Origin of the sequence: Actinoplanes sp. NPDC051346, assembly GCF_040682215.1 — a bacterium.
GTDB lineage: Bacteria > Actinomycetota > Actinomycetes > Mycobacteriales > Micromonosporaceae > Actinoplanes.
Map to the genome: position 1 here is coordinate 251,319 of NZ_JBFBAJ010000011.1, position 14,911 is coordinate 266,229.

Annotated in this window: 5 protein-coding genes; 2 read left to right on the forward strand and 3 right to left on the reverse strand. The window is 70.6% G+C overall.

Annotated features, from left to right (window positions below; genetic code table 11):
* The first annotated feature begins 21 nt into the window (after window positions 1–21).
* Both AB0M36_RS26630 and AB0M36_RS26635 read left to right on the forward strand, forming a co-directional pair.
* Window positions 22–3,063 carry a DEAD/DEAH box helicase gene (locus AB0M36_RS26630; RefSeq protein ID WP_364162254.1) on the forward strand — a complete coding sequence of 1,014 codons (3,042 nt, stop codon included), beginning with the start codon at window positions 22–24 and terminating at the stop codon, window positions 3,061–3,063.
* 1 nt (window position 3,064) lies between these two features.
* Window positions 3,065–3,892, forward strand: coding sequence for an SWIM zinc finger family protein (locus tag AB0M36_RS26635; RefSeq protein ID WP_364162257.1), 828 nt, complete (start codon window positions 3,065–3,067; stop codon window positions 3,890–3,892).
* Window positions 3,893–5,325: 1,433 nt separating this feature from the next.
* Here the strand turns inward: AB0M36_RS26635 and AB0M36_RS26640 are convergent.
* From AB0M36_RS26640 to AB0M36_RS26650, 3 genes are all read right to left on the reverse strand, one after another.
* Entirely contained in the window at window positions 5,326–6,045 is a 720-nt protein-coding gene (locus AB0M36_RS26640; RefSeq protein WP_364162259.1) for a hypothetical protein, read from the reverse strand.
* Between the two features lie 12 nt (window positions 6,046–6,057).
* Entirely contained in the window at window positions 6,058–13,125 is a 7,068-nt protein-coding gene (locus tag AB0M36_RS26645) for an RHS repeat-associated core domain-containing protein (protein WP_364162262.1), read from the reverse strand.
* A 182-nt stretch (window positions 13,126–13,307) separates the two neighbouring features.
* Complete coding sequence (locus tag AB0M36_RS26650) at window positions 13,308–14,906, reverse strand: beta-1,3-glucanase family protein (RefSeq protein WP_364162265.1); 1,599 nt, start codon at window positions 14,904–14,906, stop codon at window positions 13,308–13,310.
* Window positions 14,907–14,911: the final 5 nt, after the last annotated feature.

Below are 14,911 nucleotides of genomic sequence, written 5' to 3' on the forward strand. Positions count from 1 at the left end.
TCGATCGGAATCGGAGTCGCAGTGCTCGTCGTACATGGCGTCTGGGTCGCCGGTGAGTCCGCGCCGGGGCGGCTGGTTCTCTGGGCGGAGGATCCCGCCCTCCCGCTGACCGCAACCTCCCGGGCACGCCGCCGCCCGCATCCCTTCGCCGCTCCCGCCGCCGCACTCGCGTCGGCGCTGACCGGTTCCTCCGACGACGTCCGCGACGCGCTGGCCAAGGCCGACGAGGCCACGCTGAGCCTGCGACTGCCCGGCACGTCGAAGGGCCCGCTGCCCTCACCGGAGACCGGCAGCGAAGCGCCGCCCCGAGGGCTGCGGCTGGCGCAGTGGGAGACGCCGGCCCTGGTGGTGCCGGGCGATCGGGCCCTCGTCGCCCTCGGCGCGCTCACCGAGCCCGATCCCGACGGCCCGTGGGAGGCCGCCGCCTCCCTGCGCTATCTCTCCCTGCTCGCGGGGCACGCGTGCGATCTCGCGCGCCGCGGCCGCATGCTGCCTCAGCTCGTGGTGGAGTCGGGAGTGCACACCGCTCGCTGGCGTCCGGTGCTGACGGGCGCCGACGCCGCGGCCTTCCGGGAGTTCGCCGAGGCGATGCCCCCGGTCTGCCGCGCCTGCGCACAGCCCGAGGCTGGCTCGGCCCGCACCCTCCGCGACGCGCTCCACGCCCTCCTCGACGCAGCGGCGCGGAATGTGCTGCCCGAGCGACTGCTGCTCGGGCTCCGACCCGGGCTCAAAACCGCGCTCCCCGACCGGTGGATCGCCGCCCTCACCTCGGCCGATCCCACCCTGCCCGGGGCGAGCGCCGCCGACGCCGCGGAGCTGACCCGGCCCCTGGAGGCCTGGCTGCGCGCGGCGCACGACGCGAACGGGCCGGTCCGGGTCAGCTTCCGGCTCGTCGAGCCGGCACCGGGTGAGGACGACTGGGCGCTCGGGTTCGCGCTGCAATCGGCCGACGACCCGAGCCTCTACCTGCCCGCGGAGGAGCTGTGGTCCGGCGGCGGCATGCCGGGGCTCGCCGGCCGGCCCGACGAAACCCTGCTCGCCGGCCTGGGGCGCGCGGTCCGGCTCTTTCCCTCCCTGCACGAGGCGCTGCTCGAGGCCGAGCCGCAGGGCATGACGCTCAGCACGACGGAGGCGCACGAGTTCCTGCGGCAGGCGGCGCCACTGCTGCAGGCGGCCGGCTTCGGTGTGCAGTTGCCGGCGTGGGCCGGGCGCAAGGCGGTCGGGCTCAAGCTCACCACCCGCACCAAGAGCACGACACCGTCGGGCAAGGCCGCCGCCGACTCCGGGTTCGGGCTCGAGGAGCTGGTCGACTTCCGCATCGACCTGGTCATCGGCGAGGGCACGGTCAGCGCGGAGGAGCTGGCCGAGCTGGCCCGGCTGAAGGTGCCGCTCGTGCGGGTGCGCGGCCAGTGGGTGGAGCTCGATGAGCGCCAGCTCAAGGCGGCGCTGAAGGCGGTGAGCCGGCGGCGCGAGGGCGAGCTGACCGTCGGCGAGGTGCTCCAGCAGGTGGTCGACGGGGGCGATGAGGATCTGCCGCTCGTCGACGTGGACGCCGACGGGCGGCTCGGCGACCTCATCTCCGGGGACGCGGCCCAGCGGTTGACGCCGATTCCTACGCCCACGGATTTCCAGGGGGTGCTCCGGCCGTACCAGGAGAGGGGTCTGTCCTGGCTCTTCTTCCTGGCGCGGCTGGGACTCGGCGGCATCCTGGCCGACGACATGGGCCTCGGAAAGACCGCGCAGACGCTGTCGCTGCTGCTGGCCGAGCGAGCCGAGGGCCACAAGCCGGCACCGACCCTGCTCATCTGTCCAATGTCTCTGGTCAGCACCTGGCAGAAGGAAGCCGCGCGGTTCGCCCCCGGGCTGCGAGTGCACGTGCATCACGGGGGCACCCGCAAGCGCGACGACGAGTTCCTGGCCGCCGTGCGCGATGCCGACGTGGTGGTGACGACCTACGGCACGGCCCTCCGCGACCTCGGCGCGCTGCGAAGCGTCCAATGGGGACGGGTGGTCTGCGACGAGGCACAGGCCATCAAGAACAGCGGCACCCGACAGGCGCAGGCGGTGCGGGCGATACCGGCGCGCACGCGGCTCGCGCTGACGGGCACCCCGGTGGAAAACCATCTCGCCGAGCTGTGGTCCATCATGGAGTTTGCCAATCCAGGGCTACTGGGCCCCGCGAAACGCTTCCGCAAGCGTTTCCAGGAGCCGATCGAGGTGCGCGGCGACGCCGACGCGACGGCGGCTCTGAAGCGAGCAACCGGCCCATTCGTGTTGCGCCGCCTCAAGACCGACAAGTCGATCATCTCCGACCTGCCGGAGAAGAACGAGATGAAGATGTGGTGCACCCTCACCGCCGAGCAGGCCACGCTCTATCAAGCCGTGGTCGAGGACATGATGGCGGTGATCGAGGGCAGCGAGGGCATTCAGCGACGAGGCAACGTGATCGCCGCGATGACCAAGCTCAAGCAGGTATGCAATCACCCCGCGCATCTGCTCAAGGACGGCTCTCGCCTGCCGGGCCGATCCGGCAAGCTCGCCCGCCTCGAGGAGCTGACCGAGGAAATCATCGAGGAGGGCGACAAGGCGCTCATCTTCACGCAATATGCCGAGTTCGGCGCGATGCTCCAGCCCTATCTGGCCGCCCATCTCGATCGCCCGGTGCTATGGCTCCACGGTGGACTGTCGAAGACCCGACGCGACGAGCTGGTCGAGCGCTTCCAATCGGATTCGGAGCCGATGCTGTTCCTGCTTTCCCTGAAGGCAGCCGGCACAGGACTCAACCTGACGGCGGCCAACCACGTCATCCACGTGGACCGCTGGTGGAACCCGGCGGTCGAAGACCAGGCCACCGACCGCGCCTTCCGCATTGGACAGTCACGCAACGTGCAGGTGCGCAAGTTCATCTGCACGGGCACCCTCGAGGAAAAGATTGACGCCATGATCGAGCGCAAGAAGGCGCTAGCCTCCACAGTGGTCGGCACGGGCGAGGAATGGGTAACCGACCTGTCCACCGACCAGCTCCGCGAACTGTTCGCCCTCGACCCCGTGGCGGTGAGCTGACATGCCCATCGACCCCGACGGCCGCTGGTTCGACACCACCGGGCCGATCCGCGTCGACGGCGGCATCGCCGTGCGCGCCAAGCGAGGCAAGATCGGCGAGCAGTGGTGGTCACGCCGATTCGTCGACATCCTGGAGCGCACATGCGACTCGGGCCGCCTCGCCCGCGGACGTTCGTACGCCCGCAAGGGCCAGGTCATCGACTTCGAACTCACCCCCGGCGCGGTGGCCGGCCGCGTCCAAGGCTCCCGCCCCGAGCCCTACCAGGTATCCATCACCATCCCGGCATACGACGAGCCACAGTGGACGCTCGCCCTAGCATCACTCGGCTCCCAAGCCCTGTATCGCGCGGCGCTGCTAGCCGGCGAAATGCCCCACGAAATCGTGGACCTCTTCGACGAAATCGACATGCCCCTCTTTCCCTCCACTCTGGACATGCGCTGCACCTGCCCCGACTGGGGCGTGCCCTGCAAACACGTATCGGCAATCCTCTACGTCCTAGCCGAAGCCTTCGACGACGACCCCTTCCTGGTCCTCGCCTGGCGAGGCCGCAACCGCGACGACATCCTGACCGCCCTCCGCGGCCTCCCCGAACCCACCGAAACCATCGACCCCCTCGCCATCACCGAAACCCCCCTCGAAACCCGCCTCACCGACTTCTACACCCCATCCACCTCCCTGAGCCGCCTCCGGGAACGCCCAGCCCGCCTGGCCGCACCCCCTGAGCTCCTCCTCCGAGTGCTGGACCCCCCACCAATCCGGGTCCGCCACATCCCCCTGGCCGACATCCTCCGCCCGGCCTACCGAGACCTCGCCAACCCACCTCCCTAACCCCCGACCCCGCGCCCCGCAACGGCTCTGGCCCGCTCCCCCCACCCGCCGCCGCACCGCCCTGGCCCACCACTGCCGCCACACCGCGCTGGCCTACCGCTGCCCGCCAATGCCGCCGCTGCGCTGGCGCGCCACTGCCGCACCGCCCTCGCCCGCCGCTGCCCGCCACCGCACCGCGCTGGCCCACCACTGCCGCCACACCCCGCTGGCCCGTCACTACCCGCCGCCGCACCGCGCTGGCCCACCACTGCCGCCACACCGCGCTGGCCCGCCGCTGGCCCGCCGCCGCACCGCGCTGGCCCCACCACTGCCGCCACACCGCGCTCGCCCACCACTGCCCGCCGCTGGCCCGCCGCCGCACCGCGCTGGCCTGCCCCTGCCCGCCAATGCCGCCGTTGCGCTGGCGCGCCACTGCCGCACCGTGCTGGCCCGCCACTACCCGCCACCGCTCCGCGCTGGCCCACCACTGCCGCCGCGCCACGCTGGCCCGCCGTCGCTCCGCGCTGGCCCACCACTGCCGCCGCACCACGCTGGCCCGCCGCCGCTCCGCGCTGGCCCACCACTGCCGCCGCACCACGCTGGCCCGCCGCCGCGCCACGCTGGCCCGCCGTCGCTCCGCGCTGGCGCGCCACTGCCGCACCGTGCTGGCCCGCCACTACCCGCCACCGCTCCGCGCTGGCCCACCACTGCCGCCGCTGCTCGGCGCTGCTCGGCGCCGCCCGCCGCTACCCGGCGCCGCCCGCCGCTACCCGGCGCCGCCCGCCACTACCCGGCGCCGCCCGCCACTACTCGGCGCCGCCCGCCGCTGCTCGGCGCCACCGCGACCGCCGCCGCCCACCGAGACTGCCGCCGCCCGGCGTGACCCCGAGCGGCGGGCCGTGCGAAGTAGCCGGCTGGGCGGGACACCGGGCCAGCCGGGCACCCCGGGGCGTGCCCAAGGCCCGCTACCCACATCCAATCCGACGACCACCATCCGAGGGCCGTTACTCGAGAGACGCCAGTTGTCACGGCTTCTGCACTGCCACGCCCGCCTCTCCAGGCTCGGGCCAGCCCGGCCCGGGCTCCTACAGTCCGTCCGGCTCGCGTCTTCCTCACGCGGTACCCGAAGATCGCCAGACCCGGCCCGTCGCGCATCTACATATCCCTGATCGCCGCGCTCCGGCCTGCCCGCTGCCCACGCCCTTCCTTGCCTCACGTGGCGCGTCGGCGTCACCATCGCGACCTGCGCCGCGTCGACTGACCACATTGGGCTTGTGGCGGATGAAGCGCGCGGTGGCTAGCCTCGCGTTCTTGCAGCTACCGGCGATCGATCCGCTTCTGCGGGTCAACCCGCGCCCCAATCACCCAGGACTGCACGGAGCCGGAGACAGGGGCAGACGGACGCCGGCGTGCTTGATGTGGGCCTCCATCGCCGGAAACCCGTTATCACTCGTCTAGCCGTCGGCCGGCTCCCGCAAGGCCCGTTCCGCTGCGGCGACCACATCGTCGAGCTCATCGAAACCGAGGCTCCGATGCTCGGCGGCACGGTCTAGCAGCTCCTCGGCGCGCCTTCGGTTGCGCAGTTCGCGGTCGACCTCGGCGAGGGCCTCCGCCTCCAGTGGGTCGCATCCGGAGAGCCGGGCGATCAGGAGCGCGCGCACTAGGCGAAGCTGGAATGCGACGGTCTTGTACTGACCCAGCATCAGCCCGCCGACCTCGACATTGCTGTCTCGTCGGAGGAGGAGGCGACCCAGGTCGAGTGGCGTCTCGAGGCCGAACAGGGCGTCTCGTCCGTGATCCGTCGCGTCGCGGAAGATGTCGTCGGCCGCCTCGCCGAACGGTGCGGTCGGCCATGGGTAATACAAGTCTTCGTCGCGGCTCGATCGACGGTGCACGGCGACCTTGAAGTTGATCACAGTGCTCAGTGCGCTCTTCGGGCCCTCGATCCAGGCGGTCGGCGGGTAGCCGATCTCGACATAGAGCTCCGCCATGGGCATCGGCTGCCACCGGCGGGCCTGCTGGTCGAAGGTTGGCTGCATCCGCCTGCGGACTTCGATCTCCCGCCGGAGGTCATCGACAGCGACGCAGACGGCGCCTCGGGTGTCGAACGACTTCGCCCCGAAGACATGGTGCGCGATCGTGCGGCACAGCCGCGGCGCCGTCCAGGTTGTCACCAGAATCACCGACTATTTGCAGTATGACTTGCGGCTGCGCACGATTTCGTGCTGCTTGAATCGATATCCGCCGGAGCCGTTATGGTACCAACCCCACAACTCGCCGGAACACTTCCGCTGGGCGTGCATGTAGCCTCGTAGTTGCGTACGGCCCTTGCGCATGCTCGATTTTGAGGTGCCGTGCTTCAGTTCGACCAGGCGTCCTCTTCCACGGACGGCGTCGGCGAACATCTTCTTGCCCCGGCTGTTCTTGCCGAGATATGTGGAGCCTTTCCATCCCCGGGCGGCGGCGTAGTCACCGAATGCCTTGTGCGCGCTCTTGCCGGATCTGGCAGCCGCACTGTTTCCGCTGGCCAGCTTCGACGCCCGCCCCGCGCGTGCGGCGGACGCGCCGGCCCGGCCCGCTTTGCTCGACGCCCGGACGGCGGTCACGGCGATCCTCGCCGCCCGTACCGCGGCGCCGGCACCGACTATTGCCGCGCCCGCGCCGGCCAGCGCCCAGGCCGCCTGCTTCCAGTTCCCGGCCGCCGCGTAGGCGCCGGCTGAGACGAGACCGGCGGCCACGCCGATCGGGCCCGGAATCATCGAGGCGTACGAGGCGACCGCGCCGACCGCGTTCATGACCTTCTTGAAGGACGGCAGCTTGAAGCCCCATTTGCCGTCCAGGTCGGTGCAGTTGACCGGGTCGCCGGAGCAGTACTCGTAGGCGTTGTCGTTGCCGCCGACCTCCGGATCGACGGTGAGGAACCGGCCGAGTGCGGGGCTGTAGAGCCGGACGCCCATGAGGATGACGCCGTTGAGGGCGTCGCCCGAGCGTTGCTTGGCGCCGAGCCAGCCGTACCGGAGCCCGGTCTGCCCGGCGGCCGGAGCGCCGAACTCGTCGTAGGTGTAGAGCTCCGGCGCGGTCAGGCCGGTGTTGACCGTGGCGACGATGCTGCCCTGCAGGTTGGCCAATTGCAGCCGGACGTCGCCGGTGGCGCTTGTCGTCGCGACGAGGTCGGCGTCCGGGCCGGACACGTTGCGGGTGATCGTGCCCAGCGACGCGTCCTCGACGATCCAGCGGGGCTCGTCCGAGTCGTCGCCGAAGTGGTTCAGCTTGGACGAGGCCTGAGACCAGGAGCCGTTGACCAGCTTTTCGGTGGTCCAGCCACGCAGGCGCTGTACCGGGTCGAGGGTCCACGACTGGCGGGCGTCGCCGAACTGCTGGGTGGCGACCAGGTCGTTGGCGTAGAACTTGTTGGTCAGGCCGTTCGGCAGGGCTGTGGTACGCCCGTACGCGTCGTAGACGTAGCCCGCGTCGGTGATGCGGTCGGCGGAGTCGTAGGTATGTCCCTCCTCCGCGTCGGCGGTGCCGTCGGCGCGGCAGGTTCCGCCGGCGTCGGAGCCGTAGGTGCGCTTCGCGGTGCGGTTGGTGCGGCCGTCGTACGTGTAGATCCGCGTGGTGCACGGCCCGCCGGCGATCTGCTGGACCGAGGTCAGGCGGCCCTTGCGGTCATAGCCGTAGGCCTTGGAGCCGCCTGTGTAGTTGTGCGAGACAAGCTCTCCGTGCGAGTTGTGCCGCGTCGTCTCGGCGTAGACGGGCGCGCCGTCGGTGTCGCGGCTGTAGGTGCGTGCGGTGGGCGTGAACGTCGCGTCGAGCGTGTCCGTGCGGGTCAGGCCGCCGGGGTAGCGCACCTCGATGAGTTGGCCGTCGGGCGAGTAGCGGGCTCCGAAGGTGCCGGCTACCGAGTCGGTCACGGAGGTGAGGAATCCGCGCGGTTCGGCGGCGCGGTCGTAGGCGTACGTGGTGATACCGGTGTTGTCCGCCACCTTAAGCGGCTTGCCGTACCGGTCGAATTCGGTGCGCGTCACACCGCCGTCCGCGTCCCGGTACGAGAGCAGACGGCCGAGGCTGTCGAACTCGCGGTGGATCGTGGCCGAACCCGACCGGGTCAGGACCGCGTGTCCGGTGACCGTGTCGTACTCGGTCTCGGTGGCGGGCACCGCCATGGACCCATCGTCCGAGGTGATCTCGACCCGGATCACGCGGTCGGCGGCGTCGTACGTCGTGCGTGTCGTGCGGGTCTTGCCGGCCGAGGTTTCGGCGATCACCGAGGCGTCGCCGGACCGGCTGTACTCGAGGACTCGCTTGACCGGCAGGTCCGCGGTCATCCGGGCCGGGTCGTGACCGGTCGCCGGGCCGCCCGCCTTGGTGACGCAGGGCTGGCCGGCCCACTGCGGTTTGTCGCCACATGCCGCGTCGTCGGCGTTGGCGCCCGCGGTGTAGTAGACGGTGATGGTGGTGCGGGGATCGGTGCCGGCCGCGTTCGCCTCGACGCCGTAGGAGCGCAACACCTTCCCGGCGGCGTCGAAGACCGCGTACGTAGTGATCGGCGTGCCGCCCGGCCCGGCGTCGCCGGTGGTGGAGGTGGCCTTCTTCAGCACCCAGCCGGAGGTGCCGCCGCGCTGGTTGCCGTACCCGTACCTGTTGACCCGCAGGTCCGCATCGGTCGGGTACCCGTCCACCCGGGCCCCGCTGGTCTCCGTGGTGACCAGGTGGTAAGCCGCGCCGTCCGGCTTGCCCTCGTCGTAGGTCTTGACGGTGCGGCCCCGCGCCACCACCTCGGAGCCGGCGGGCAGCGTCGGCTTGCCCGCCGCCGCGAGCGGCTCGTCGAGCACCACCCTGGTCACCGGCGCGAGGGTCTCCACGAGATCGAGTCCGTCGGGGCTGAACCGGCTCACGGTCGCGAGCAGCTGGGCCCGCTGCGCCGACCCGGCCGGCAGTCCCAGTTCGGCGGCCTTGGCGGCGGCGTCCGGCAGTGCCCCGAGCGCCAGGGCTCGGTTGGACGCCTCGAGCGACCACACCTCGTTGCCGAACTGGTCGAACTGCTGCGAGTCGATGAACCCGCCGGGCGTGGCCGTGTTGATCTCTTCGCCGTTGGCGTTGAGATAGTGCGCGGTAGACAGGACGTACCCGTCGCGGCCCGGTGTGCTCTCCGTGGCGGTGTTCGTGCCCGGCGGACCCTCGGGGCCGAAGAGCGCGGTGGCGTCGGTCGGCACGTCGGACTGCGCCCACCTGGCGACCGCGGCCGCGTCGAGGTCGTAGGGGCCGCCCTCCGCACGGGTGAGCGGCACGTTGTAGACGACGTTGGTGGCGATCTCGCCGTCGGTCTGGTCCTTGGTGCCGGCCGCGAGTGCGGCTCGGCGCACCCGCAGCAGCCGGCCTGTGTCCGGATCGGATCCGGCCGCGCCGTAGTCGAACATCCACGGCAGCTCACCGGTCGGCGTCACCCGGGTCACCCGGCCTGAGGCGTCGTACTCGTAGCGGGTCTTCAGCGGCGTCGCGCCGGATCCCAGCCGTGGGTCCCAGACCTCGCGGAGTCGGCCCTGGTCGTCGTAGGCGTACGAGGCCACGACGGTGGCGTCGACCGCGGCGGCTGTCGGGTTCCACGCCCAGAACTTCACCCGGGCCACACGGTCGGTGTAGTCGCCGAGTCCGGTCGCGGTGGCGGTGGTCGCGGTGGCGTACTCGTATTCGAGGAGCTCACAGCCCGCGGCCGGCGTGACCGCGGTGCAGTCGCCGACGCCCGGCTCCACCGGGTTGATGATCTTCTTGAGTAGGGTGCGGTTGTCGGTGACGTCGTAGAGGTACCGCGCGGTTGAGGATTCCTCGTCGGTGCGGGTGGAACTCGCGACGAACACCCCACCCTGCGCGGTGAACTCCGTGTATCCGCCGTCGAGCTCGGCCAGCCGGTACGTGGTGTCGTTGACCTTGACCAGCGACAGGTCCTCGGAGCCCGGTTCCGGGAAGAATTGCCCGGACTGGCTCCGGCCGAAGGTCAGGTGATCCCCGCCAACGACGGTGATCTTCGCGACGTCGGGCGACGGGAATGAGAGCGTCTCGTAGCCGCTGGAGCCGAGGCCGTCGGCGGCGCCGCCGCGCCACTGCGGCCCGAACGGGGCGACCACCTCGCGGACCGAGAGGTTGTCCCACTGGACGAGCTTGCCGGAGCCGCCGGCGTGGCCGTCGTAGAGCCGGAAGAAGGCCTGGTTGGCGCCGGTTGGGACGGTCAGGTCAACCGTGAGTTCCTGCCACGCGTCCACGTACGCGGCTTTGGCGGACATGACGCTCTGGTAGGCGCCGTTCACCTGGGCGTACCCGACGATGCGCAGCCCGCGACCGTCGATGGTGCTCAGGCCGGAGGACCCGGGTACGTAGATCCAGGCCGTCGCCCGGTAGCGGCGGCCGGGTTTCATGCCGAGGGACAGCGTGTATTCGGCGCCGAGCGCGGCGTACGTGTCCCCGTTCGCCAGCGTCGGCGTGATCTCCAGGGAGTCGGTGCTCGGGCCCTGCCCGCGCGTGGTCGACCGGCTCAGGGTGGACGTGCCGCCGGTGCCGAACCCGTTCAGGTCCGTGACCTGCTGTTGCGCCGGCGTGAGCCGCTCGCCCTGCGGCACCCAGCCGTCGGTGGGCTCGCGTGACGACGCGCCCCGCCCGACCGTCATGCCGAACTCGTCGACGTCGGTCGAGGACAGTTGGAAGTCGCCGGTGAGCAGGTTCACCGACCCGGGGCCGGCGTCGCTCGCGGCGGCGCCGTCGCCGTTCGGGTCGACATTGATGGTGATCCACTGGGTGGCGTACCCGGCGGTGCCGTCGGCGTCCGGGAACAGTAAGGCCCGTACCTGGGCCACGCCTCCGGTGAGTCCCAGCGTGTCGACGGCGTTCCACACCGAGTAGCCGCCGAGCTCGGACAGCCGCAGCGGATAGGCGGCCACCGCGGAGTTGTCCGCCTTCCGCAGGTTGGCCGTCGGCACGTCGTACTCGGTGGCGCCCGGTCCACGTCGGTACTGGTAACGCACCCGGGTGTAGGTGGCGTCGCCGTCGATGGAGAGTTTCGTGCGCTTGACGACGTTGGCGCCGGGGCGTGGCTGGGTCAGGCCCGCCCGGCCGACATTGAAGGTGTATACGTGCGGGTCGGACTGGTTGCCGGCCTTGTCCTTGGCCCACACCCGCAGGGTGCGCTGCCCGTCCTCGCCCGGGGTGATCGACACCGTGGTCGCGGCCGTCGTCGTCACCGTGGTCGGCGAGGTCTGGTTGTCCAGCTGGTAGACAAACGCGGCCAGGTCGCCGCTCCCCGCGGCGGGCGTCAACACGAAGTCGCCCGCCTGGTTGTAAGCGCCGTGCCCCCACGAGTTGTCGGTGGTGATCGAGGGGTACGCGGTGGACGACGCGAGCGGCACCGCCGGCCGCACGGTGTCCACGGTGAACTCGCACCAGGGAGACCAGTCCGAGGAGTAGGAGCCGTCGGTGGCTTTGACCCGCCACGAGTACGTGCCCGCCTCCTGCAGCACACCTGCCGGAACGGTCGTGCTCGCCACCGTGCCGGAGGGCACGGCGCCCACCGTGGCCTCGCCGACCTTCGACCCACCGGTGACCCACCACTCGAAGGTGACCGACACCGCCGATGTGTCCGCGTCGGAGGTCGTCGTTCGCAGCTGCGGCGTCTTCGAGGTGACGAACGGGCGGCCGTCCCCGGTCACGCAGCCGCCATTGGACGGCGCGGCCTGCGGTGCGGAGACAAACGGCGCCGCGTCGTAGGTGACCCTGACGTACGGGACCTGCGACTGGTCGGCGGCCTGCAGCGATCGCGCCTGCTTCCAGCTCAGGCTCGGATTGGTTTCGTTGTACGACGACAGACCCATGTACGCCGTCGGGGCCCGCGCGTCGGCGGCCCGCTGGAAAAACGGCTGCACGCTCGCGCTGACCCAGGCGTCGTTGCAGGCCGTGCTGTACCCGGCGGTCTGGGTCGAATATCCGTCGTTGCTGAGCAGCGCCGGTTGGGTGTCCCAGTAGATCGGGTTGTTGTACGGAGCGGTGTTCCACACCAGCCAACCGGTCTGCGAACAGCTTCCGGAATACCAGTTCCACAGGTGCAGGGTGGCGCTGGTGATACGGCCACCGGCGAACTGGGCGGTCGGCCACTGCAGGAACGAACGAGCCAGGTAGGACGTCCCCTTGCCGTAGGCGAGGTAGTTCGCGCCGGAGTGGTCGACCGTTCCACTGGTGGAAAGCTGGTCGCTGCGGACGAGGGTGTCCGAGCCGGGATCGAGGTCGATCTGCGGATCCAGCCGGACGGGATAGACCGTCGCCGGGTCGTTCAGCCAGGCGCGTTCGGGCGTGACGACCAGGTCCACCGCGCCGGTGCCGCCGGCGACGTCGATGCCCTTGGCCAGCGCGACCGCGGCCCGGGATCCGCGCGGGCGCGACCGCACGCTCATCGCCTTCTCCCGGACCTTCTCGCCGGCGGGCCCGACCTGCGCGTCCCACATCGTCGGGGTCGGGATCCGCCCGAGCACCTTCCCCCCGGCGTCACGGATGGCCAGCGAGGCGGGCCCGTCCGCGACGAACCGCAAACCCTTGCTGCGCAACGGGAGGGTCAGCGTCGACACCCGTGCCGCGGCAGCCCGGTTCTTGACCACCAGGGATTGCTCAAAACCGGTCCGGGTGGCCTCCACCACGAGGTCCACGCCCGGCCGGACCTCCGCATAGGTGGCGACGTTGTCCGACAACGCCGGCGACGGCAACCGTCCCGTCCAGACCATGCTCAGCGAGTCGCCGCCCACCGTGACGCCGGCGAGCGTGTGCTCACCGGCACCACCGGCTTCGCCGGACAACCGCAACCCGTACGGGTGACCGACCGGGGCCACCGAACCGTCCGCCGCCGCCCGCAACGTCAGGTCCACCGGCCGCCACGCGTCGCCCTGCCTGAAGCGCACCGGTCCGGCGAACACCTCACTGGTGAAGCCGCCCTCGGGCAGCGCCCACACCTGCGCCTTCTCCGACCGTTGCGAAAGGACCTCGACTCGCTTGCCGCACAGCTTCGCGGTAACGGTCGCCGAGGCCGGGTCCGGCCGGTCATCAGGGCAGGCCGGCTTCGCGGGTGCGGCCGGCGCCGCCGACGCGGGCTCGGGCCGCTCCATGCCCTGGACCAGCGACAGGCCCAGCGTCACTGCGGTGAAGGCCGCCAGGAGAGTGATGGCGCGACGCCGCCATCCATACCCGAAAGAGATGAAAAGACGCGAACGCCATCCTGATGACATGACAGATCTCCCCCGCGACCGACCCATCGGCATTCATCAACGCAAAATGTGGGAGGAGCCTAGGCGTCCCGCACACTCCACACAAGACTCGACGGGCGGATCCGAAGGACTCTGCAACACCGAGTAGATCTCATTAGCGCAAAAGGGCCCGCTTCGGACGCGGGCCCTTTGGGACTAGTTCTTCAGCCCTTGTGCCATTTCTGGTTTGCGGTGCCGGCGCACTCCCACAGCTGCAGCCTTGCACCGTCGCCGGCGTTCCAGTCCTTGATGTCGACGCACTTGTTCGCCTGGGGGTTCACCAGGTCGCCCGCACCTGACAGGACGAACTGCTGGGCGCCCGTTCCGTTGCAGGAATACAGCTGCACCGCCGCGCCGTTGGCGGTCGAGCCGGCTGCGACGTCCATGCATTTGCCGCCGGCCTGGAGGGTGCCGTTGGTGAAGGTCCACTTCTGAGCGGCGGAACCGTTGCATGTCCAGGCCTGCAGCGGCGCGCTGTCGACGAAGTTGCTGCCGGGCACGTCGACGCACTTGCCGTGCCAGTCACTGACCAGCGGGACCGCGCCGGGTGGCGGGGGCGGGTTGGGGCCGCCGGCGCCGAACGGGGTGAGGATCAGGCCGGCCGATCGGGGATCGCCGCTGTGCACCAGCGATTCGAAGGCGCCGACGTCGTCGAAGGCGAACGCGTACGCCTTACCGTCCGCCATGTTCTGGTGGATGATCTTCGCGTACTGGTTCGTCGGGTTGTTCTGGTAGAACTGCGCGGCGTTGGTGCTCGGCTGGGTGTCGATCGTGCCCAGCGTGCCCCGGTTGAGCGCGGCGCACAGAGTGCGGGAGATCGGGCCCACGACGAGGTCGTTCGGGGCCGGCAAGTCACCGTCGCAGCCCCACACGGACGCCGTCGACGGCCGGTTGAACGATGCCACCCGTTGCCCCGCCGAGTTGGTGAAGGTCATGACATTCCCGGAGGTACGCCCGAAGTACCTCGTGTTCGGCTGATCGGTGAACGGCACGACCGTCAGCGTCTTGGCGGTGTACGCGTTCCACGCCGACGCGATGTAGGAGTCGAGGTAGTTGGCGTTCATCAGCCCGGCCTGGGCGGCCTTGCCCGGAGCCAGTACCCGCAGCACCGTGCCGTCGGCGCGGGTGTGGACCGTGTTGGCCCAGCCCGGCTGCGCCTTGATGCCGTTGATCACCGCGTTCCGGCCGTTGTTCACCGGCTCGCCCGTCCTGGCCGTCACGCCGTTCGCACTGGCGACCGTCACCGCGTGCGGGACGGCGAACATGTCCACCTGGGAGCTGTTCAGCCAGAGCCCGGCGTCGTTGTAGGTGAACTCGCTCCAGTCGAACAGAATGTCGCGGTTCGCATCGCCGGCGGCCCACGGCGCCGGCTGGACCAGGCCGTCCGGGGTCAGGAAGAACTTCAACTTCTCACCCAGGGCGAAGTAGACGCGTCCCGAGAAACCGCGCGGGAATTGAATCGTCGTCGCACCGCCGTTGCCCGGCCCGGCGATGGACGCGTCCGGCGCCGGCGAGGGTGGGATCTGACCTGCCGGCCACGGGTTGAAGGTGCCGCTCTTGGTGACGTACCCGAGTCGGTTGGTGCTCAGGTTGATGCCGATGACGTAGAGGTGGACGGCCTCGCCACGGCCGGTGTTGTTCGTGACGGTGACGGGCAGCAAGCCGGGACCGACCGCCTGCGCCGGCACGGCGGCCGATACGGCCGCCGGCACGGCCATGACCAGCACGGCGAGCGCCTGCAACAGCTTTCTTCTGGTACGCACAGCAA

Coding starts and splice junctions, on each gene's coding strand:
- AB0M36_RS26635 (WP_364162257.1), top strand. CDS start 3,065: ATGCCCATCGACCCCGACGGCCGCTGGTTCGACACCACCGGGCCGATC.
- AB0M36_RS26645 (WP_364162262.1), bottom strand. CDS start 13,125: ATGTCATCAGGATGGCGTTCGCGTCTTTTCATCTCTTTCGGGTATGGA.